General features: G+C 60.2%; 16 protein-coding genes and 1 tRNA gene. 6 read left to right on the forward strand and 11 right to left on the reverse strand.

The genetic code is table 11. The features are described 5' to 3' along the window. Positions 1–44: 44 nt before the first annotated feature. Positions 45–1,334 carry an MFS transporter gene (locus tag NQ014_RS05220; RefSeq protein ID WP_048732299.1) on the reverse strand — a complete coding sequence of 430 codons (1,290 nt, stop codon included), beginning with the start codon at positions 1,332–1,334 and terminating at the stop codon, positions 45–47. Positions 1,335–2,107: 773 nt separating this feature from the next. Here NQ014_RS05220 and NQ014_RS05225 point away from each other — a divergent pair. Then, complete coding sequence (locus NQ014_RS05225) at positions 2,108–3,451, forward strand: MFS transporter (RefSeq protein ID WP_257074068.1); 1,344 nt, start codon at positions 2,108–2,110, stop codon at positions 3,449–3,451. A 215-nt stretch (positions 3,452–3,666) separates the two neighbouring features. Then, entirely contained in the window at positions 3,667–5,718 is a 2,052-nt protein-coding gene (locus NQ014_RS05230) for an acyl-CoA dehydrogenase family protein (protein ID WP_257074076.1), read from the forward strand. An 8-nt stretch (positions 5,719–5,726) separates the two neighbouring features. Here NQ014_RS05230 and NQ014_RS05235 read toward each other — a convergent pair whose 3' ends face one another. The 3 genes from NQ014_RS05235 to NQ014_RS05245 form a co-directional block, all read right to left on the reverse strand. Next, the gene (locus NQ014_RS05235; RefSeq protein WP_257074077.1) at positions 5,727–6,698 is read right to left on the reverse strand and encodes an N-acetylmuramoyl-L-alanine amidase; all 972 of its coding nucleotides are present in this window, start codon (positions 6,696–6,698) and stop codon (positions 5,727–5,729) included. Between the two features lie 212 nt (positions 6,699–6,910). Further along, positions 6,911–6,983: transfer RNA gene (locus tag NQ014_RS05240), tRNA-Thr, on the reverse strand. 134 nt (positions 6,984–7,117) lie between these two features. After that, on the reverse strand, positions 7,118–8,473 hold the full coding sequence (locus NQ014_RS05245) for a DNA polymerase III subunit delta' (RefSeq protein ID WP_257074078.1): 1,356 nt from the start codon (positions 8,471–8,473) through the stop codon (positions 7,118–7,120). An 82-nt stretch (positions 8,474–8,555) separates the two neighbouring features. Between NQ014_RS05245 and NQ014_RS05250 the strand changes: the two genes are divergently transcribed. After that, positions 8,556–10,082: an adenylate/guanylate cyclase domain-containing protein gene (locus NQ014_RS05250; RefSeq protein ID WP_257074079.1), complete on the forward strand. Its 1,527-nt coding sequence runs from the start codon at positions 8,556–8,558 to the stop codon at positions 10,080–10,082. A gap of 88 nt (positions 10,083–10,170) precedes the next feature. On the opposite strand, the gene NQ014_RS05255 is transcribed toward NQ014_RS05250, so the two are convergent. Both NQ014_RS05255 and NQ014_RS05260 read right to left on the reverse strand, forming a co-directional pair. After that, a complete protein-coding gene (locus NQ014_RS05255; protein ID WP_005511351.1) occupies positions 10,171–10,374 on the reverse strand; it encodes a helix-turn-helix transcriptional regulator in 204 nt (67 codons plus the stop codon). Beyond that, positions 10,375–10,965, reverse strand: a complete 591-nt coding sequence (locus NQ014_RS05260) for a hypothetical protein (protein WP_257074080.1) — start codon at positions 10,963–10,965, stop codon at positions 10,375–10,377. It lies immediately after the preceding gene. 253 nt (positions 10,966–11,218) lie between these two features. Between NQ014_RS05260 and NQ014_RS05265 the strand changes: the two genes are divergently transcribed. After that, on the forward strand, positions 11,219–12,469 hold the full coding sequence (locus NQ014_RS05265) for a DUF418 domain-containing protein (protein WP_257074157.1): 1,251 nt from the start codon (positions 11,219–11,221) through the stop codon (positions 12,467–12,469). A gap of 12 nt (positions 12,470–12,481) precedes the next feature. Here the strand turns inward: NQ014_RS05265 and topA are convergent, their stop codons facing one another. Beyond that, on the reverse strand, positions 12,482–15,442 hold the full coding sequence (gene topA / locus NQ014_RS05270) for a type I DNA topoisomerase (protein ID WP_257074082.1): 2,961 nt from the start codon (positions 15,440–15,442) through the stop codon (positions 12,482–12,484). 270 nt (positions 15,443–15,712) lie between these two features. Between topA and NQ014_RS05275 the strand changes: the two genes are divergently transcribed. Then, positions 15,713–15,865 (forward strand): hypothetical protein, encoded by a 153-nt coding sequence (locus NQ014_RS05275; RefSeq protein WP_257074083.1) that lies wholly within the window; start codon positions 15,713–15,715, stop codon positions 15,863–15,865. 253 nt (positions 15,866–16,118) lie between these two features. On the opposite strand, the gene NQ014_RS05280 is transcribed toward NQ014_RS05275, so the two are convergent. Beyond that, a complete protein-coding gene (locus tag NQ014_RS05280; RefSeq protein WP_005511370.1) occupies positions 16,119–16,322 on the reverse strand; it encodes a cold-shock protein in 204 nt (67 codons plus the stop codon). Positions 16,323–16,635: 313 nt separating this feature from the next. Here NQ014_RS05280 and NQ014_RS05285 point away from each other — a divergent pair, with 313 nt between their 5' ends. Continuing rightward, positions 16,636–18,972: a DEAD/DEAH box helicase gene (locus NQ014_RS05285; protein WP_257074085.1), complete on the forward strand. Its 2,337-nt coding sequence runs from the start codon at positions 16,636–16,638 to the stop codon at positions 18,970–18,972. Here NQ014_RS05285 and NQ014_RS05290 read toward each other — a convergent pair. From NQ014_RS05290 to NQ014_RS05300, 3 genes are read right to left on the reverse strand one after another with little or no spacing between them, the layout of a single operon-like run. Beyond that, positions 18,956–19,321, reverse strand: a complete 366-nt coding sequence (locus NQ014_RS05290; RefSeq protein WP_257074086.1) for an Rv3654c family TadE-like protein — start codon at positions 19,319–19,321, stop codon at positions 18,956–18,958. The genes NQ014_RS05285 and NQ014_RS05290 overlap by 17 nt on opposite strands. Next, a complete protein-coding gene (locus NQ014_RS05295) occupies positions 19,318–19,671 on the reverse strand; it encodes a TadE family type IV pilus minor pilin (RefSeq protein WP_257074087.1) in 354 nt (117 codons plus the stop codon). The genes NQ014_RS05290 and NQ014_RS05295 overlap by 4 nt, the downstream gene beginning before the upstream one ends. Next, positions 19,664–19,948, reverse strand: a complete 285-nt coding sequence (locus tag NQ014_RS05300) for a DUF4244 domain-containing protein (RefSeq protein WP_373467707.1) — start codon at positions 19,946–19,948, stop codon at positions 19,664–19,666. The genes NQ014_RS05295 and NQ014_RS05300 overlap by 8 nt, the downstream gene beginning before the upstream one ends. Positions 19,949–19,994: the final 46 nt, after the last annotated feature.

The following is a 19,994-nucleotide window of genomic DNA, read 5'->3' on the forward strand; positions in this document are numbered from 1 at the left end:
ACCTCACATTGACGGGGTTGATTAGTACTCCGAGGAATGCGTGATTACTCAGCGCGCTGTGGCAGGTTGACGGTGGAATTGAAGAAAATAACCAAGCCCATCAGGATGGCGATGACCATACCGCCACCGAGCATGACCGGATAGGTCATCCAGGAGATGGACTCGGATAGCTTGGTCAGAATTGCCGGGAATGCGAAGCCGATGTAAGTCAGGCAGTAGAAGATACCGGTCAGTCCGGCCATGTCGCGCGGGCCGGCGATGCGCTGGACCTCGTTGAGGCCGGTAAACATGGCCAGGCCGTATCCGGTGCCCAGCACCAGCGCTGCAATAAACGCCGTCACTGCGGTGGGGTTGGTGGACATCCAAGCGGCCATTCCCATGCCGATAACCACAATGCCCATTGCGATCAGCGAGCCGCGGGCGTTGTGTTCGGTTACAAAGCGTGGACCAATCTGCTGAATACCAAAACCACAGAGCAGCGCAAACAGTGTGACCATCGCGGAGTAGAACACTGGCTGGGAGACGTGGTCCTGAAGCAGAGAAGGAATGATTGCATAGGCAACACCGGCTGCACCGAAGACCCACGGCGCTCCCATCGCGGCGACGAGCAGGAAGCGACGGTTAGTTACCGAAGGGGTGTGTAGGGACTCCCAGACGCTTTCGTGCGGAGCGTTGCTGCCGCCCAGGTGCGGCGACTGGCGGGTCTCCGGCACAGCCACAAGACCGAAGATTGTCGGGATGGAAATCAGGATGTGGATGATATAAGCCAACTGCCCCGGCAGCGGTGCGAACTGCGCCAGCGTGCCGGCAATACCCGCACCCAGGCCAAAGCCCAAGGTCAACGCCATGGACTGACGCTTGGCACCCGAGGTGGAAGTGGCCTTGGGGTCAAAGCGCGGATCGGAAAGCTCCTTTACCCACGAGCCGCCCACGGCCATGACAATGCCGACTGCCAAGCCCGAGATAAAACGACCAGTGAGGATGAGCGGGGCGATGGTCTCGCCCAGCGCGATGAGAGTCGAACCCAGAATCGAGAGCACCGGCGCGGCGAGCATCACCGGCTTACGGCCGATACGGTCCGAGATTGGGCCAGAAATCAGCAGTGCCGGCGCGATGCCGAGGGCGTAGACCAGCAATAGAAGGTCAATGAACACCGGCGCCAGGTCGGCGTTTTCGCGGTACATCACCATCAGCGGTGTGAATTCATTGCCACCCCACGCGACGGCGAAAACTGCAATTGCGGCGAGCAGCCACAACGGCGTGCCCTTATTGGATTTGGCCCTGCCGTGCGGTACCTCATTTTCATTGCCGTTAGTTCCTGCGTGAGAAGACATGTCGTTTACTTTACGACGGTCCCCAGCCTCTTACCCACAATGGTGCAGATTTAAGCCACCGGAGCTAACCACAAGAGGTGTGTCGGGGTGGCTTCGGCGCTTCGGGCCACCTCCGACCGAAATGCCCCTAAAACCTGGGGCTCATACCCCCGTCTCAGGGTGGCAATTTAACAGCCTCAGTCGCCTGCCCCATCCGGGGGCATTGCCCTTTTCGACACTACATCGTTACTGTTCCGTTATTTTGACCATATCTTGCGCCACTTTTGCCACAGGATTCACACTATTACTGATTATATAATTACAAATCAATCCAGATGGGGGTAGCCGAACTGCCACGAAACGCAGATTTCCCCTATTTGAGACAATCTCGCGCACAAATTTGAGACAATCTCGCGCACAAACAACCACAAACTCACGCAAATTCAGTCAGAAACGGCCCGTCGTTAAGCACCACCTTTCCCACACCCTTTGCATACCCCCGATGCCACGTTTTTCAGACACACGGATGGGTGAAGCGGTCACAAACAAAGGAAATCTACCGTCATTCACAAACCCCCATTACCCCCGTTGCCCACTTTTTGTCGTCGCTCGCTGAAGTTCAAACGCTGGTCGCTACCGGTCTGGCTGTGTAAGAATTCGACACCGTCAAACAATCTGTCCATTCCCCAAACGCTGGCTGAGAAAAACCTGGGGCGATTTCTGCACGACCGCTGAAATCACCAAGGTCCTCGATGGCCGTGCGGACGGGTATGTAAAGAAAGTCTTGTTGTTTTATGACTACTTCGATCATCGCGAATGATCCCAAGCAGCGCCGCAAGGTGCTCACGGGAACTCTCGTGGGTACGACCATCGAGTTTTATGACTTCCTGATTTACGCTCAGGCCGCAGCTATCGTGCTCGCTCCGCACTTCATCGAGCCGGCTGCGAAGTCGAACCCACAGGTCGCTCAGGTGCTCGCCTGGGCAACCCTGGGTATTTCCTTCCTCTTCCGCCCGCTTGGCGCTATCGTCGCCGGCCATATCGGTGACCGCTACGGCCGCAAGATGATTCTGGTCTTCACCCTCATCGGCATGGGTGCAGCTACTTTCTGTATCGGTCTGCTGCCGACTTATGAGTCAATCGGCATCGCTGCACCTATCCTGCTGGTTCTGCTCCGTATCTTCCAGGGCCTTTCCGCGGGTGGCGAATGGGGCGGTGCGGCCCTGATGTCCGTGGAGTACGCACCGAAGGAAAAGCGCGGTATCTACGGCGCATTCCCGCAGGCCGGTGTTCCGCTGGGTCTGACCCTGGCTACCGGCACCATGCTGATTGTTATGGCTATCATCGGCGAGGAAGCCTACATGGACTGGGGTTGGCGTGTGCCATTCCTGCTGTCCTTCATCCTGGTTCTGATTGGTTACATGATTCGTCGCACCGTCGATGAGTCCCCGGTCTTCCAGGCTATGCAGGCTGAGTCTGCTGAGCGCTCCGCTCCGCTGCCGGAGCTCTTCCGCAACCACTGGGGCAAGGTTATCCAGGGCGCCCTGATCTTCGCTGCTCAGCAGGCCACCGGTTACCTCGTGATCGCATTCTTCGGCGCTTACGCACAGAAGACACTGGGCTACCCCGCAACCGTCGCTTGGACAGGCACTCTCATCGCCGGTATCTGCTGGACCATCTTCATGTTCATGGCCGGCGCTTGGTCCGACCGTATCGGCCGCGCTAAGACCTTCATCATCGGCTACGTCCTGATTATTATTTGGGAAGCCGTCATGTGGAGCCTCCTGGAGCAGGGTCCGTTCCTCTACGTCATGACCGTCGCAGTCCTCACTCTGCCGCTGGCACTGACCTTCGGCCCGCAGCCGGCCATGTACTCCGAGATGTTCCCGGCTGAGGTTCGCTACTCCGGCGCTTCCATCGCTTACGCCATCGGCGCTGTCCTGGGTGGTGCATTCGCACCGATGATTGCCCAGATGATTATGGACGCCACCGGCAACCCGTTCTACATCTCGATCTACCTGATGGCTATGACCATCCCGGCTCTGATCGCCCTGTTCCTGCTGCCGAAGGGCCTCGAAGACCGTGACCTCATCGAGCACCCGGAGACTAACCTCGACGAAGTTAAGTCGCGCGTCTAGTTCCCACAGCTAGGGGGTCTGACCGACCGAAGGTCTGATTACGCGAGCCGTCGTCAAGCACTGCACAACGCAGTATTTGCTTGACGACGGCTTTTGCGTTTCTGCCTTCCTTTTATCTCGGTAACTGGTTTTCTCTTGCCGCGGCCCCGATTTCCTCATGAGTTTCTCAGTCGAAAGCGGCTGACAAGCCCCAGATATCCCATTAACGTTGGGTTATGGCACAGACTTCTTCCACCTCCACGCGAATCCCCCGCCGTCGCTCGACCGACGCTCCGAAGACGCTCCCCTCCCGTCCTGAACCGGAAGTGGCAAGCGCACTGCAAAAGGTCCTGGACGGCTATTTCCCCGAGGCGCGCGCTGATGTCCGCACTCTTCTAGAAGATCCGTCTCTACGGCCCACCTCTGAGCTGACCGTGGAGGAGGCCAGACAACACACCACTGACGCACTATCCAAGGTGCTTAAGACCGGCATGCCCTATGGCGCTTTCCGCACTGACCAGGGCGGCACAGGAGATACCGGTGGCACTCTCTCCGGGATTGAAATGCTCGGCCACACCGACTTGTCGTTGATGGTGAAGTCCGGAGTGCAGTGGGGCCTTTTCGGCGGCGCTGTCAGCAACCTGGGAACTGAGCGCCACGGCGAGTTGGTGCGCAATCTCATTGAGCTGCGGGCTCTCGGCTGCTTTGCGATGACCGAGCGCGGCCACGGCTCGGACGTCCAATCACTCGAGACCACGGCGCACTACGACCCCGAGACGGAAGAATTCATCCTCAATTCCCCTACGGCTTCCTCTGAGAAGTGGTTTTTGGGCAATGCCGCGCGCGATGGGCGCTGGGCTGCGGTCTTTTGCCAGCTCTACACACCAGGGCAGGAAGAATCCCATGGTGTGCACTGCATTGTCGCTCGAATCCGCAATGATGATGGTTCGCCTGTCGACGGAGTTGCTATCGGCGACCACGGCACCAAGGGCGGCCTCTTGGGCGCGGACAACGGCACTCTCATGTTCGATCATTACCGCGTGCCGCGGGAGAACCTGCTTAACCGTTTTGCAGATGTCTCGGCCACTGGCGAGTACAGCAGCGATATTGACAGCCCCAATGCACGGTTTTTCACGATGCTCGGTGCCCTCGTGCGTGGCCGCGTGACAGTCGGTGCGGCCGCTGGTGCGGCAACCCGCACCGCATTGACCATCGGCACCAAGTACGCACACTTGCGGCGCCAATTTGCTCCCGACGATTCGCTGCCGGAAAAGAAACTCATTGAGCACCGCCAGCACCGAATCCGGCTGCTCCCCCGCATTGCGCGTTCGTACGGTCTGCAATTTGCCACCAATCTGCTGATCAAGCGGATTCACGACCTCGAAGCAGAAGGACTGGACCGTGCGAATCTAACCCCGGAGCAGGCTCGCGATCTGCGTGAAGCGGAGGCGCATGCCGCCGCATTGAAGGTGGCCAACACCGCGCATGCCACCAACGCCATCCAGGAGATGCGTGAGGCCACCGGTGGAGCTGGCTACATGGCCGAAAACCTGTTGACCATTCTCAAGGAAGACTCTGACGTATTCACCACCTTTGAGGGCGACAACGTGGTGATGTTGCAGCTGGTCACCAAGGAACTCTTGGGTGGTTTTGCCCGGGAGGTGCAGAGTTTTTCCAACCTGGAAATGCTGCGCTTCGGCCTCGACAATTTCAGTGGTATATTGCGCCGTCGCACCGGTGCGGATGCCGTCGTTCAGAACCTCTTGGATGCGCTGACTGACGCTGATGAGTCCTCGCTCTTTGACCCCGCCAGCCAGATGCAACTGCTCATCGAGCGCGAGAACCGACTTCTCAAGTCCCTTGCTCGCAGGCTGCGCCCGGCGCGGAAACTGCCTGTTGAAAAGGCCGCGAAGCTAGTGGACAAGGTCCAGGACCACATGATTTCCTGCGCCTGGGCGCATATCGATCGCATGATCTTGGAAGCATTTTTCGAAGCCGAATCAACACTCACAGACGAGCGCTCTCAAGAAGTCCTCGAGCAGGTTCGTGATGTGTTCTTCTTGTCGGTTGTCTGCGATAACGCCGGCTGGTTCTTGGAGCAGTCACTGCTCACCGGTACTCGTACCAAGGGCGCGCGGGCGGGCTTGGCCGATCTGGTGGATTCCCTTGGCCCCTGGTCTGAGGTACTTGTCGACGCCTTTGGTGTCCCCAGCACCATGCTGGATATCCCCATGATGGAGCCTTACGACGCGATGACGCCGAAGGCTAAGGCCAACCCCGCTAGTTAGCGGGTTGGCTACTGCGCCAAGAATCCTTCCAGCCCAGCCACAGTGGCCTCTGCCAAGCGCTGACGGCCTTCGCTGGAAGTCAAGAGGGCAATGTCGCTGCTATCGCGCATGTTGCCGTATTCGACCAGTGCCTTTGGCTTCGTCGATAGGTTGAGTCCAGTGAGGTCCGCGCGTGGATTCAGCCCCTCGCTGCCGAGATAGTTGGATGGAGCAAAACCGGCTGACACGAAAGCATCGCGCAGGGCGGTTGCCAGCGCGGTAGATCCCTGCTCGTCATTATTAGCGAGCGGCTGAGAAATCGCCGACACATGGAATCCGCGGTTGCCCTCTCCAGCACCGTCAGCGTGGAGGCTCACCACGGCATCGGCGTTGGAGGCATTTTCCTTCTCTGCGCGGGCATCGATGCAATCTGCACGACCTGCGTCATCCTCGCGGCTGAGTAGCACCTGAGCACCGCGCTGTTCGAGCAGCTGCTTGATTTCCTGCGCCATCAGCCAATTGAACTCGTGCTCCGGGAAGCCGTCATTGGAAGCGGTGCCGGAAGTATTACACGGCTTTTGGCCACCGCGACCGTCAGTGACCATCAGGTCGGCAGGTGGTGGGGTGCCGGCGTGTCCCGGGTCGAGGTAGATGACCTTGCCGGCTACAGCGCTGGAGCCGTCGGCACGCGAAGTAGCGCGATTAGCTTGCTGTTGTGGCGCGTCGCCCGGAGCGACTGCGTCGGGGTTAGCAGAATCAGGCATTGCAAACTCCTCATTCGGCGGAGTGGGGTTCGGCATCTGCATGGCCTCTTCTTCAGCAGCCAAGGAGGTTTGAGTTTCCGTAGACGCAGCCTGCTGAGCGCTTCTGGCTTTGGAGGCCTCCGTGTCGATGGTGCAGGCTACAAGACCGGCTGGCACAACTGCCGCAGCCACCAAAGCCACAGCTAGTCGTCCTGCTGATCGCTGCACTGCTAGTCGCTGGTGTCCGAGCTGCCGCATAGTGCGTTCTCCTAGTTTCCGCGTACCTGCCATGTGCTGAGTAACAGTAGCAAACACTCGATTGAGAGTCCCCGGCTCCGAGATTTCCGCCCCCATTCGTTTCGGGGAATCACCCCACTCCTCGGCCTGCCGCTGGATTCGCTCTCCTCATGTTTGACCAATCCAAAAAATAAAGAAACGGGACCCTTTTTCAAGGATCCCGTTTCAAACCGAGCCGCCTGCGAGAATCGAACTCGCGACCTTCTCATTACGAGTGAGACGCTCTACCGACTGAGCTAAGGCGGCACGCACATTGCGCCGAGCTTTCAAGCAAGCAGAAATAACCCTGCACAAAATGTACAAGCGGTAATACTACTGCACTGCCCCCATCGCTACCAAAATGGGGCCTGCAGTCCGCTGAATAAGGTGCTTCTCCCTGCTTACCTGCGACCAACCTGCCCTGCGATCTGCAATTTAGCCATCAATTCATCCATCAAGACCGTCAACTTCACCGCGGTCACCAGCATGCCGCGCACCTCGGTTACGGCATCGATGGAGGCCAAAATCGCCTCCGGCGGAAGGCGTCGGGCTAGCTCTGTGGCTGTCCGACGACGGTCTGGATTTATGAGGTAGACGGAGCCATCCCCAAACTCGGAATCAGCGCCAGAAGCCGACCCAGCACGTTCCGCCCCAAACGCCAACACCAGAGCATCCCGGTAAAGCCCCATAATGTCGGTCAACGACAGGTCAATCAGATCTGACTCCGCGCGCCTGCGCCGCCGCTTCTGATTTTCCTCCAGCTCCTTGATCACGCCCTTAGAGCCGCGCAGCGCCGCCTGCGCACCCTTGCCAGACGCACCTACACCCAACGAGCGCTCGAGATTCTCCAGCTCCTCAGCCTCTAGTGGCTCCATCCGGCGCTTCACCTCGCCAGCCACTTCGTTGGCTAGCTCTCGTGCCGCCAAATACGACTTCGCCGGGTCGAACACGGCCTCCACGAAATCCAGGGCCTTACCCCGCCAGGCACGCGAGCCCTCATCAGAGACAAAGCCACGCGCACGCCCAATGTGACCGTTGGACACCGTCGCAGCCCAGACCGCTTGTTCGTCGGTAAGCTCTGGCCGCTCGGCGCGCAGGAGGTTTGTGACGTCGTCGATATGCGGCGTCGGTACATAGACGTGACGGCAGCGCGAACGGAGCGTAACGGAGAAATCCTCCGCGTTCGTCGTTGGTGCGCACATGATGATGACGGTGCGCAGCGGCGGCTCTTCCACCACCTTGAGCAGCGCATTTGAGGCGGATTCATTGAGACGGTCGGCATCTTCGATGATCAGCACGCGGCAATCTGCCGTCGTGGGCATCTTGTAGGCCCAGGGTCGCAGTTCGTCCCTCACCGTCGCCACGGAAATGATGGTGCCCTCCGGTCGCACAATCTTGATATCGCCATGCGTTCCCGCCAGCGCCGTCCGGCAGCCCTCGCACTCGCCACACCCGGGGTTGTCATGCCGCGTGCACAGCAGCGCCGCCGCAAACGCCGTCGCCGTCACCGACCGCCCCGACCCCGCAGGTCCCGTGAACAGCCAGGCGTGCGTCATGTCCGAGTCGCGTGGCACATCGCTTAACGACGACCCCGCGTCCCCACCTTCCGGCGAAACCTCCACCCCATCGCCTGCCAGCGGTTGACCATTGGCAAAGCGATAATGCGCAGCGCGCACAGCAGCCTGCAGCCGCTGGCGAACCCCACCGGTTTCGGGCATACGAGAAAACACGCTGCGCTCTGTCATCGGCTCTGTCATGGCCACAACTCTAGCGCGCCCCACGGGACTCTTGTGAGGTAACTACTCCCTGCAATCCGGGGTTGCCACTAAGGTAGTAATCATGCAACGGCTCTGGCGAAATCTGAAATGGCTACGTGGGACAATGTGGCCTGCTTATGCCTCATTTATCTTCGTCTGCAACCTTGTCGGAGCCATGATTGTCGGCTTGTTCCTCGGCATGCTGTTGCCACTGAACCAAGAAACTCACTTGCCGCGGTTAGCTAATGGGGTCATCTATGCCCTGGCTGGGTACCTGGTTCTGGCGATTATCGCGGGTATCGGCACTACCTGGATTCTGTTCAAACCGCTGGTGAAATGGCAGCGCCATCCGGATATGCACGATCCGCGGCGGGTGCGATATCTGGTCATGCGCGTGCCTGTCTACCAGGCACTTTTGGGTACCGTCATCTGGTCTTTGGGCGTGATTGTCTTCAGTGGAGTTGCGTTCGCCTATGACAGCAAGATTGGCCTGATGGTGCTGCTCACTTCGGTGCTCGGTGGCGCTATGGTGGCGCTGTTGACCTATCTAATTGCGGAGCGCATGGTGCGTCCGGTCGCCGTGGAGGCGCTGGCGCGTAGGGCTCCGGATTCTTCGCTGGAGCCGCCGATTGGCCACCGCTTGCGCCAGACGTGGGTGCTGACCAGCGGTGTTCCAGTGGTGGCAATCCTGCTTGTGCTGATAGGACAGCGCCGTGGCCTATTCACAGATGACGCGGCAGATTTGCTGCCCACCATCACCGCGCTGGCAATTCTGGCTCTGATTACCGGCTATTTCGGCACGATGTTGGCCACTATGTCCATCGTCGACCCGATTCGTGATCTCACGGGTGCGATTAACAAGGTCCGCCAGGGCCAGGTGGATACGCGCGTGCCTATTTACGACGGCTCCGAGATGGGCGTTCTCCAGGCGGGTTTCAATGAAATGATGCGTGGCCTGCAGGAGCGTCAGCGGGTCCGTGACCTCTTCGGTCGCTATGTCGGGTCTGAGGTCGCCCGTAAGGCTCTGGAAGAAAAGCCAACTTTGGGTGGCGAGAATCGCCTCGTCGCGGTGCTTTTTGTGGACGTGATTGGTTCGACCAACTTCGCGGAGAAGAACTCGCCAGAAGTCGTTGTCCGTGAGCTCAATGCCTTCTTCGACCACGTTGTTGACTGTGTGCACCGCAATAAGGGCATTATCAACAAGTTCCAGGGTGACGCGGCTCTGGCTGTCTTCGGTGCTCCCCTGCCCCTCGACGACACTGCTGGGCACGCCCTCACCGCCGCCCGTGAACTGCGCGAGGAACTGCTCGACCTCCAGCTCACTGCGGGTATCGGCGTCTCTGCCGGGCACGTCGTCGCCGGCCACATCGGTGCCCGCGACCGCTTTGAGTACACGGTCATTGGTGACGCGGTTAACCAGGCTGCCCGTCTGACCGAGCTGGCCAAGGACACCCCGGGCCGCGTGCTCGCCACGGCTTCCACTATTCGCCTGGCCAACGAGGACGAGCAGGCTCGCTGGACCACCTTGAAGTCCGTGGAGCTGCGCGGCCGTACACACATGACGCAGCTGGCGCGCCCGGTGCGCCCGACGCTTGCCGACGAGGCCTAGGGGGGCAGCGGACTCGTCGGTCTCGCGGTGCTCATGCTGTGCTCGTTGGACGCCTAGCATCCCTAGACTTCTCAGACGGCGAGCGCAACTACTCCACCGAGAATAAATCCCCTGGCTGGCAGTCCAGGGCTTCACACAACATAGTGAGCGTCGTGAAGCGCACGGCTTTCGCCCTGTTGTTTTTGAGCACTGAGAGGTTGACCGGTGTGACCCCGACCTGTTCGGAAAGGGCTGCGAGCGTCATACCGCGGCTTTCCAGTAGCTCATCTAAGTGGCACACAACCTTCGCCATTTAAATGAGCCCTTCCTGGTCTTCCTGCATTCGCGCGGCTCGGAACAACATAACTCCGAGAGTGGAGATGACCATCACAAGGACAAACCATATTCCTAGGTGCTGATAGAAATCGGCATGGTCGCGCTGGAACCACGTGCTCAAATTCAAGTCACCCGCGACCCAGTTTTCGCCCATAAGTTGCAGGAAACCACTTGCCGGATAGATCACTGCCAGCCAGGAGATAGCCATAACGCGTCGCGCAGTCTTAACCGTAAAGAACTCGCCCTTCAGGTACGAGAGTGAGAACAACACGCAGAGCACGGCAATCGCGGCGACGATAACGCATCGAACAACAGTAGCGGCAATAAACAAGGAGAGGGCTCCACCACTCATAACCTCGATAGGAACCCCTTTGTCACTTCCCAGGACTTCAGGCAGGAGCAGAGTCAGATCGCTGGGGAACTGTTGGTGAAGAACCGGGTGGCGGAGCTCAAGAAGGATGTACGCCAGCGCAAGCACTCCGACAAAAAGGCCCGCAACTACATCCCGGCGTTCCTTAGTTTGATTGACATATGGGTCATTTGGCTTCTTGGCCTGGGGAGATGTCATAGCTAGTTTCCTTGCTGCACCGTCATTGGCGCGGTTAGTGAATTTTTTCTGCGGGTCGCTTGGAGCTGCAGCCAAACCCCGACACATCGTTATTCGATGTATCGCTTTTCGATACTATATCGTTTTTCGATATGTCGCAAGACTCCTGCAACAATCGCCGTCCGCCGCCAACCTGCGCACCCGCCCACAGTTCCTTTACGTTGGAGGAATGACTGACAACCGCCCCAGTTCTAGCCCCAACCCCAGACCTCGCATGCTCGTCCCCGACGCTGCGCGCGGGTTCGCTCTCCTCGGCATCGCAATCGCGAACATTGCCACCGCCTGGCTGGTTGCAGATCCCGAACTGCCCGCAGCATTCTTCGGCGGCGTCATAAGCGACAGCATCGCCGACAAGGTCACCGTGCTATTTACCGCAGTGACCGCGCATAACCGCGGGCTGCCGATGTTCGCAACGCTGCTCGGCTTCGGTGTAGGACTCATCGTCCGCAGTTTGGCCAGGAGGAACTTTCCACGGTCGCGGGCGCGGGTGGTCGTCGTAAAGCGTTATGCGTTCCTGGGGCTGTTCGGCGTTGCGCACATGCTGTTTCTGTTCTTTGGCGACATCATGTTTCTCTATGGCATCTGCGGCATCATCCTCGGGCTACTTATGGGCCTCAGCAACAAGGTGCTGACGATTCTCGCGTGGATTGCGCTGACGATCAACGCTGCACTGAGCCTGCTGTTTTTGGGATTCGTAATTGCGATGCCCGACGCCGAGTTCGTCGGCTCCGACATGAGCCAGTTCGTCAACGGCGGTGCGATTGAAACAAGTTACCTGGATATGCTCGCCGCGAATCTGCAGGTCCTGACAATGAGCATCACTACCCTGCCGCTGCAGCTGTTCCTCTACCTGCCGGTGATGATGATTGGCTTCGTGTGGGCTCGCAAGGGCGTGCTTGACGACGTTGACGCGCACCGCCCCCTGCTTATTCGGTGGCTCGTGGTGGCTGTGGTCGTGGCTTTCGGCATCGGCATCCCTATGGGGTTGGCAGCGATTGGTGTTCTTCCAGCCGGACAGCACATGGCCTTCTTGGTAATTAATAACTTTGCCGGAGTGTTCGCCGGTCCTGGCATCCTAGCCGGGCTGGCGTTAGCACTGCAGCCGCTCCAACGACGCCTGAACGAGGGCGCCGCTGTACCTGGTTGGCTGGTGCCGATTGTGGCGCTCGGCAAGCGTTCGATGACGGGCTACCTGATGCAGTCGGTGATCTTCTTTGCGCTGGTGTACCCGTTTACTCTGAACATCCCGCGCGATATGGGTGCATTTGTGCAAACACTCATCGCTGTTGGTGTCTGGCTGGTGACGTTGTTGGCCGCGTGGGCGATGGAGCGTCGCGGCATGCAGGGTCCGTTTGAGAAGGTGCATCGCCGGCTGTCGTACGGGCCGACGATGCGAGCGGAGTTGGCCGGGGTCGGTGGCCCCAAGCCGGCTCCGCAGGGCGCACCGAGCGCGGCGGGCGCTTAAGACCTACTTGCCCTACTTGCCCCGGCGCATCGCCTTCACCACGCGCTTGGTGGTGCGCTTGACTGCTTTCCTGGTGGTCTTCTTCGCAGCCTTCTTCGTGGTCTTGCGAGTCGACTTCTTCGCCGCCTTCTTTGTGCCACCATCGGCGGCTTCCTTCGCACGACGCTCAGACAGCAGTTCGCAGGCGCGGGCATCAGTCAGCGTCTCAGGGGTATCCCCCTTGCGCAACGAAGCATTGGTGACGCCATCGGTGACGTACGGGCCGAAACGGCCATCCTTCACCGACATCGGACGACCGGAGACATCGTTGTCGCCCAGCTGCTTCAGCGGCGGCTTCGCAGCAGCACGACCTCGGCGCTTCGGCTCAGCGTAGATACGACGCGCCTCGTCCAAAGTCACGGTGAAAATCTGCTCTTCGTTGGCCAACGAACGCGAGTCCGTGCCCTTCTTCAGGTACGGACCGTAACGGCCATTCTGAGCAGTAATAACCTCGTTATCGACCGGATCGACACCGACCTCGCGCGGCAGGCTCATCAGCTTCAGAGCCTCTTCCAACGTGACGGTCGACGGTTCCATGGAGGAAAACAGCGAAGCCGTCTTCGGCTTCAGAGTTTCCTCGATGATTTCCGCGGTGCGCTTTTCCTTCTGCTTGGCGGCGGTCTTGGTTTCCCAGTTCTTCTTCCGCTTGCCCTCGGCAGCGCGCTGAGCGTCCTCTTCGGCGCGCTCAGCTGCGATGATCTCCTCAGCCTTGGCTACGACACTTTCACGTTCTTCATCGGTGACCAGCTCGGTGACGTAGGGGCCGTAGCGACCATCACGAGCAACAATCATGCGACCGTTATCCGGGTTAATGCCCAGTTCACGACCGCCCTGCGGCATGGCCAGCAGCTTCTCGGCGGCAGCCAGATCCAGCTCGTCCGGAGTCATGGCCTCCGGGATGTTAGCGCGCTGCACCTCGTCGGCACCGTTTTCACCGGCCCCCGGGCGAGTACGCTCCAGGTACGGCCCATAGCGGCCAACGCGAACGATGATCGGGTTGCCCTCGGCATCGTCGAAAAGGTGGAGCGAATTGACCTTCCGAGCATCAATCGATTCCAAGTTCACGTCGATGATGTTCTTCAGACCACCGTGGGTCGCAATAGCGTCGGCTCCCTTGTGGCGGTGATCCTTGTCATCGCCGAAGTAGAAACCGGTCAGCCAGGTCGTGCGATCCTTATTGCCCGCAGCAATGCCGTCGAGCTCATCCTCTAGCTCGGAGGTGAAGTCGTAGTTGACCAGATCGGAGAACGCTTCCTCCATCAGCCCCACCACGGCAAAGGCCACCCACGAGGGCACCAGAGCATTGCCGCGGGAGTAGACGTAGCCGCGATCCTGAATGGTCTTGATAATCGACGCGTAGGTCGACGGACGCCCAATTCCCAGGTCCTCCATCTTCTTCACCAAGCTGGCCTCGGTGAAGCGCGCAGGCGGGTTGGTGGAGTGACTGTCGGCACTGAAGTCCGTGGCCGTCAGGCCCTGGCCTTCCGTCAACTGTGGCAGACGCTTCTCGGCGTTGTCGGCGACCTTGCGACCGTCGGAAAGCGCGGAGACCTCGACGTATGCCTTGAGGAAGCCCGGGAAGCGAATCGTGCGTCCGGTGGAGGCGAACTCGACGGCGTGCGTGTCGGTAGCACCTGCGATGGTGACCTTCATGGATGTGCCGCGCGCGTCGGCCATCTGCGAGGCGACGGTGCGCTGCCAGATTAGTTCGTAGAGTTTGAATTCCTCGGCATCCAGCGAGCCAGCCAGCTGACCTGGCGTTGCGAACGTCTCACCAGCCGGGCGAATCGCCTCGTGCGCTTCCTGCGAGTTCTTCACCTTGCGCGAGTACTGGCGCGGCGCATCGGCGACGTACTCCGAGCCGTAAAGCTCCAACGCCTGCTTACGCGCGGCGTCGATGCCGGCCTTGGACAGCGTCGTGGAGTCGGTACGCATGTAGGTAATGTGACCGTTTTCGTACAGACGCTGCGCCACACGCATCGTGCGCTCAGAGGTGTAATGCAGCTTGCGGCCAGCCTCCTGCTGCAGCGTGGACGTCATAAACGGCGGGTACGGCCGGCGGGTGTACGGCTTCTCCTCCACCGACGCGACCTTGAGCTCGGAGCCCACGAGGTCCGCCGCCAGGGTTTCGGCGAGCTGCTTATCGACGACCCGAATGCCCTCAGACTTCTTCAGCTGGCCACGGTCATCGAAGTCGCGGCCCTGCGCTACGCGCTGACCATCAACGCTGGTCAGGGTTGCGACGAATTCCTTCGGCTGGTTGGCATCGGAGGAAGCCGAACCGGTGTCCAGAGTTGCGGCGACGTCCCAGTACTCAGCGGAGATAAACGCCATGCGCTCGCGCTCACGCTCGACGATGACGCGCGTTGCCACCGACTGCACACGGCCTGCCGACAGGCGCGGCATGACCTTCTTCCACAGCACCGGGGAGACCTCGTAGCCGTAGAGGCGGTCGAGGATACGGCGACCTTCCTGGGCATCGACCAGGTTCTGGTCCAGCTCACGGGTGTTGGCAGCGGCCTCCAAGATGGCCTGCTTGGTGATCTCATGGAACACCATGCGGCGCACCGGCACCTTGGGCTTGAGAACCTCCAGCAAGTGCCAGGCAATAGCCTCGCCCTCACGGTCGGGGTCCGTTGCGAGATAGAGTTCGTCGACTTCCTTGAGCTTGGCCTTCAGGTCAGCGACTTTCTTCTTCTTGTCAGCGCTGACGACATACAACGGAGCGAATCCGTTGTCGACATTCACGCCCAGACGAGCCCAGGGCTCCTTCTTGTAACGAGCCGGAACGTCGGCTGCGCCACGGGGCAAGTCGCGAATGTGGCCCACCGACGCCTCCACGATGTAATCATCGCCGAGATACGGCTGAATCTTGCGAGCTTTCGTCGCCGACTCGACAATTACAAGGCGCTTGAGGCCGTCTGAATTCGCCATAGAAGTTTTTCTATCCTGCAACGTTGAATGTTTTTGACTGTTTAGATTCTTGTTTTCGTTTAAATCTTGGGGTTCTTGGCCGGACTCTGGCTGGGCTTCAGCTGTGAGAGGCCCGCAATCGGTTCCAACCGGTTCCGATCAGTGCAAATCAGTTCCCGGCCGCGTTCTCCCCGGAAGATTATCTGGAAAGAATATGAAGAATATAAGGAATACCGTACACACAATCTAGTTTGTCGCGTGGATTCCTCAAGTATCGGGCGGATTTTGGGTGTGACTGAAGGGGCTGCTGTGGGGGATCCCGGTGGCCGGGCCGACCCGACGGCTGCTGTGCGGCTGGCCATGATCATCCCCGTGGCTGGCCATGACTGGCCATGGCTGGCCGCAACAGGTGCAGCGGGCGCAGCCGCCGCAGCGGGCGCGTGATCGCGGGCTGCAAATGTGAAACTGTATGAGTTTATGACACTTTCAAGCCATTTTTCGGGCCATTTTTGTCATAAACGTAGTCAGTAACTCGGATTGACCCACTGCCCCCAGAAATGCAAAAATCCCACGCAGAAATCACTTTCCACGTGGGAGAATCAAGGCTCACCCCATGAACACAACATGGACCTTGAAAAGCCAAAAACTCCGCGAGCCAGACTAGGAAAAACCCCAGTTCACACCGGAAATAATTGACTTACAGAGGCTTCACGTCCAGAGCCTGCGGACCCTTCTGGCCCTCACCAATCTCAAACTCGACTGCCTGGTTCTCTTCCAGCGTCTTGAAACCAGTGCCCTGGATCTCGGAGTAGTGAACGAACACGTCGTTGCCACCGTCAGCTGGGGCGATAAACCCGAAGCCCTTCTCCGAGTTGAACCACTTCACAGTACCCTGTGCCATTACAAAACTTCCCAACTTCAGGATTCGATAAAACAAGTATTCGCCACACATCCGTCCACACACGATGGGGTAAACACGGCCAGAACACCCTTTCCACCTCGTGCGGGTTTTTCAGGGTGCCCTTTGGCGGGCGATACACTCAAAAAGTCTGCCACGTTTGGGGCGCGAGCGCCGATTAGGAACAGCTCCTTGCCACCCCCGTAAACCCGTGTTCGGAGTCCGGAGAAACTGGGGTGTCGAATAGCGAGAATGTGGCTGATAGGAAGCGTCGTCAAGCATATGAAGTGCGCGTTTACAGGAAAGGGTGGCGTCGGTGGAGTCGTTTGGGCGGGAGCTACTGGGGCCGGTTATTCGTGCGCATCCGCGGGCGACGGTGACGCACATTGCGGATCTTCCTGCACGCGCTGGCGTGACTGCGCCTTGGCCTGAGTGGGTGCCAAGTTGGCTGAGAGAAGTGCTGGTAGATCACGGAATTGAGAACCTGTGGACTCATCAGGCGACAACCGCGAACCTCGCCCGCGAGGGCGTGCACTGCGTCGTCGCGACTGGTACGGCGTCGGGTAAATCGCTCGGCTACCTGCTGCCCGTGCTCACAGAACTGTCCGCCACCCCCGCGGCCACCGCGCTGTACCTCTCCCCGACCAAGGCGCTGGGCGCCGATCAGCTGGACACTGCACGCGCGATGGCGCCGGTGTCGCTGAGCTCGCTGATTTCGCTTTACGACGGCGACACCCCGCAAGACGCCCGGCGCGCCATTCGCGACCACGCCCGTTGGGTGTTTACCAACCCCGATATGCTGCATGTTTCGGTGCTCGGCAACCATGTTCGGTGGACGCGGATGCTGCGCAACCTGCGCTATATCGTCGTCGACGAATGCCATGCCTATCGAGGCGTATTCGGCGCCAACGTCTCCCAAATTCTGCGTCGCCTCCTGCGGCTATCCCGCGAGTACGGCGCCTCGCCGACCGTGGTTTTTGCCTCTGCGACGACCAACGACCCCGCTGACCAGGCTCGTCGCCTCATCGGCGAGCCTGTCGAGGCCATCACCGAAGACGGCGCCCCGGTCGGCGAGCGAACTATCGCCCTGTGGGAACCCGGTCTGCTCCCCGACCTCCAAGGCGAGAACGGCGCCCCCGTACGCCGTCCCGCCCCGACCGAGGCCGCGGACATCATGGCCGACCTGCTTGTCGAGGGCGCCCGCACCCTGACCTTCACCCGTTCGCGGAGCAGTGCCGAGAAGGTAGCGCTCGGCGTGCGCGAGCGCCTGGAGAAGCGCCGACGCAGCGATATCGCCGAGCGCATCGAGTCTTACCGCGCCGGCTACCTGGCCGAAGAGCGCCGCGACATCGAGCGCATGCTCGATGACGGCACCCTGCTAGGTGTGGCCACCACCAATGCACTGGAGCTGGGCATTGACGTCGGTGGCCTCGACGCGGTGGTGCAGGCCGGTTTCCCGGGCACGGTCGCTTCGTTCTGGCAGCAGGCCGGCCGCGCGGGCCGTCGTGGTCAGGGCGCGCTGGTGGTGCTGGTGGCTCGCGATGACCCCATGGACACTTACTTGGTCCACAACCCGTCCGCGCTGCTGGGCCGACCGGTGGAGAAGACCGTCTTCGATCCCCGCAACCCGCATGTGGTGTGGTCACACCTCTACTGCGCGGCTGTGGAGAAACCCGTCACCACCAGCCAGCTTCAGACGTGGGGAACCCTACCCGTAGCCGAAGACATGGTGTCCGCAGGATGGTTGCGCAAGCGCACCTGGGAAGGACAAGAACCCGTCTACTACCCAACCGACCGCGATGAGGGACCGCGCATTGCCACTGCCCACGATGCCGTGAACGTCCGTGGCGGCGATGGCCAGGAAGTAGCCATCGTCGACCAGACCGATGGTCGGCTGCTTGGCACCATCGATCTTGGCCGTGCGATGCAGCAGGTCCACGACGGTGCCGTCTACTTGCACCGCGGCGAGTCCTACCTTGTCGACCAGCTGGACTTCGACAGCCTCGTCGCCCTGGTCCACCCCGAGCAGCCGCGCTATTCCACCAGCTCGCGCATGGACACCACCATCCGCATTCTAGATGTTGACGATATGCACCACTACCAGGGTCTACAGGTCGCTTCCTGCCAGGTCGAGGTCTTTCACCAGGTCACCTCCTATCTTCGTCGCCTGCATACCGGCGAGATTCTCGGCAGTGTTGAACTTGACTACCCTCCGCAGCGTTTGGTCACGCGCGCCGTGGCCTACACAATGCCCGAGTCCACCCTGCGCTCCTGGGGCGTGGGCTCCGACATCGCGCCGGGGGCTCTCCACGCAGCCGAGCACGCGGCTATCGGCATGCTGCCGCTGATTGCCACCTGCGACCGCTGGGACATCGGCGGTGTTTCCACGGTCATGCACGCCGACACCCAGCAACCCACCGTTTTTGTGTACGACGGGCACCCTGGTGGTGCAGGCTTTGCCGACCGTGGCTACGAGGCCTTCGCGCAGTGGATTCGCGCGACCCGCGATGCCGTCGCCGCCTGCGAGTGCGAATCCGGCTGCCCATCGTGCATCCAGTCGCCCAAGTGCGGCAATGGCAACGATCCGCTGGACAAGGCCGGCGCAATCAAGGTGCTCAGTGGGGTATCGCGCGCGCTTAACGACGGCCAGTAGCAGCATCCTCCACCGCTGCCGGCCCTGCCCTGGACATCGCTTTTCTCTCCTTTCGTTGGACGCTGACCTGCACATCTTCTCCATCAATCTCGCAGGCCACAAGGCGTGCGTGGTTAGCTTTTGCGATTGTGCCCGCGGCTTCGCAGGCGTCGTCGCTCTCTTGCGCAGCCACGGCGCCGGCCACCGCGGCCAGATCCGCTGCTACCGCTGCCTGCCGAGCCTGCACCACCCTCACCCCGGTTGTAACTCCAACCAAAGTCAGAACGACGAAAGCGGCGATGAACAGTGCGGCTGCGACTGTGGTGGAACCTTCTTCTTCGCGAAGAAGGCGGGCTGTCACGTTTCTCATGACGATGTCGCTCTTTCCCGCAGTGCTACCGCGCGTGCTTCCAGCGAAAATGGCCCCACTGAGCGCCGAATGGTCACGCGCACGGTACCGGAGGTTTCCGATATCGCGACCTGCCCATCTGCGTCTGCGCGGAGCTCGGCTACTGTCTCCGCATCGCCCCGCGCCTCAGCCCGTGCGATGGCTCCGGCTGCGTCGGTAAGCCCTAGGTACATTGCGATGGTGGCCAGCCCGGACAGAGCCGTGACCATGACCGTGACCAGCGCCGCGAGACCGAAAGCGGTTTCTACCGTGGTTTGGCCTTCGTCGCCGACGCACAGGCGATGAAGCGTAGAGCGGATGCGGCTAGACATCGGTGTTGAGCGCCCTTTCGATGATGTCGGTGAGCGCCTGGGTGATATCCCCGCCGGTCACGACGGTGTAAAGCAGGGCCCCGAAAGCGGCGGCAGCGATCGTTCCGAGAGCATATTCCACGGTTGACATGCCGTTTTCCTCGGTTGCCAGAGCGTGCAGACGCTTGCGCAAATACGAGCGCAGCTGGGACCGCGCAGAGGTCAGCGGATTGGTTGGAAGGCTGGTTGGACGGTTGGTCGGACGGTTGATTGGACGGTTGGAGTTTTGAGTGGTCATAAGTGTTTCCCCCCTGTGTGGATGTCGAGTGACAGGTCAGTTGTGA

Source organism: Corynebacterium sp. 5QC2CO (genome assembly GCF_024580435.1).
Lineage (GTDB): Bacteria > Actinomycetota > Actinomycetes > Mycobacteriales > Mycobacteriaceae > Corynebacterium > Corynebacterium jeikeium_D.

What these genes read in the sequence shown, in the direction of transcription:
- NQ014_RS05280 (WP_005511370.1), bottom strand. Translation starts at nt 16,322, where the DNA reads ATGGCACAGGGTACTGTGAAGTGGTTCAACTCGGAGAAGGGCTTCGGG.
- NQ014_RS05230 (WP_257074076.1), top strand. Translation starts at nt 3,667, where the DNA reads ATGGCACAGACTTCTTCCACCTCCACGCGAATCCCCCGCCGTCGCTCG.
- NQ014_RS05220 (WP_048732299.1), bottom strand. Translation starts at nt 1,334, where the DNA reads ATGTCTTCTCACGCAGGAACTAACGGCAATGAAAATGAGGTACCGCAC.
- topA (WP_257074082.1), bottom strand. Translation starts at nt 15,442, where the DNA reads ATGGCGAATTCAGACGGCCTCAAGCGCCTTGTAATTGTCGAGTCGGCG.
- NQ014_RS05250 (WP_257074079.1), top strand. Translation starts at nt 8,556, where the DNA reads ATGCAACGGCTCTGGCGAAATCTGAAATGGCTACGTGGGACAATGTGG.
- NQ014_RS05255 (WP_005511351.1), bottom strand. Translation starts at nt 10,374, where the DNA reads ATGGCGAAGGTTGTGTGCCACTTAGATGAGCTACTGGAAAGCCGCGGT.
- NQ014_RS05245 (WP_257074078.1), bottom strand. Translation starts at nt 8,473, where the DNA reads ATGACAGAGCCGATGACAGAGCGCAGCGTGTTTTCTCGTATGCCCGAA.
- NQ014_RS05290 (WP_257074086.1), bottom strand. Translation starts at nt 19,321, where the DNA reads ATGAGAAACGTGACAGCCCGCCTTCTTCGCGAAGAAGAAGGTTCCACC.
- NQ014_RS05300 (WP_373467707.1), bottom strand. Translation starts at nt 19,948, where the DNA reads ATGACCACTCAAAACTCCAACCGTCCAATCAACCGTCCGACCAACCGT.
- NQ014_RS05235 (WP_257074077.1), bottom strand. Translation starts at nt 6,698, where the DNA reads ATGCGGCAGCTCGGACACCAGCGACTAGCAGTGCAGCGATCAGCAGGA.
- NQ014_RS05265 (WP_257074157.1), top strand. Translation starts at nt 11,219, where the DNA reads ATGCTCGTCCCCGACGCTGCGCGCGGGTTCGCTCTCCTCGGCATCGCA.
- NQ014_RS05260 (WP_257074080.1), bottom strand. Translation starts at nt 10,965, where the DNA reads ATGACATCTCCCCAGGCCAAGAAGCCAAATGACCCATATGTCAATCAA.
- NQ014_RS05225 (WP_257074068.1), top strand. Translation starts at nt 2,108, where the DNA reads ATGACTACTTCGATCATCGCGAATGATCCCAAGCAGCGCCGCAAGGTG.
- NQ014_RS05295 (WP_257074087.1), bottom strand. Translation starts at nt 19,671, where the DNA reads ATGTCTAGCCGCATCCGCTCTACGCTTCATCGCCTGTGCGTCGGCGAC.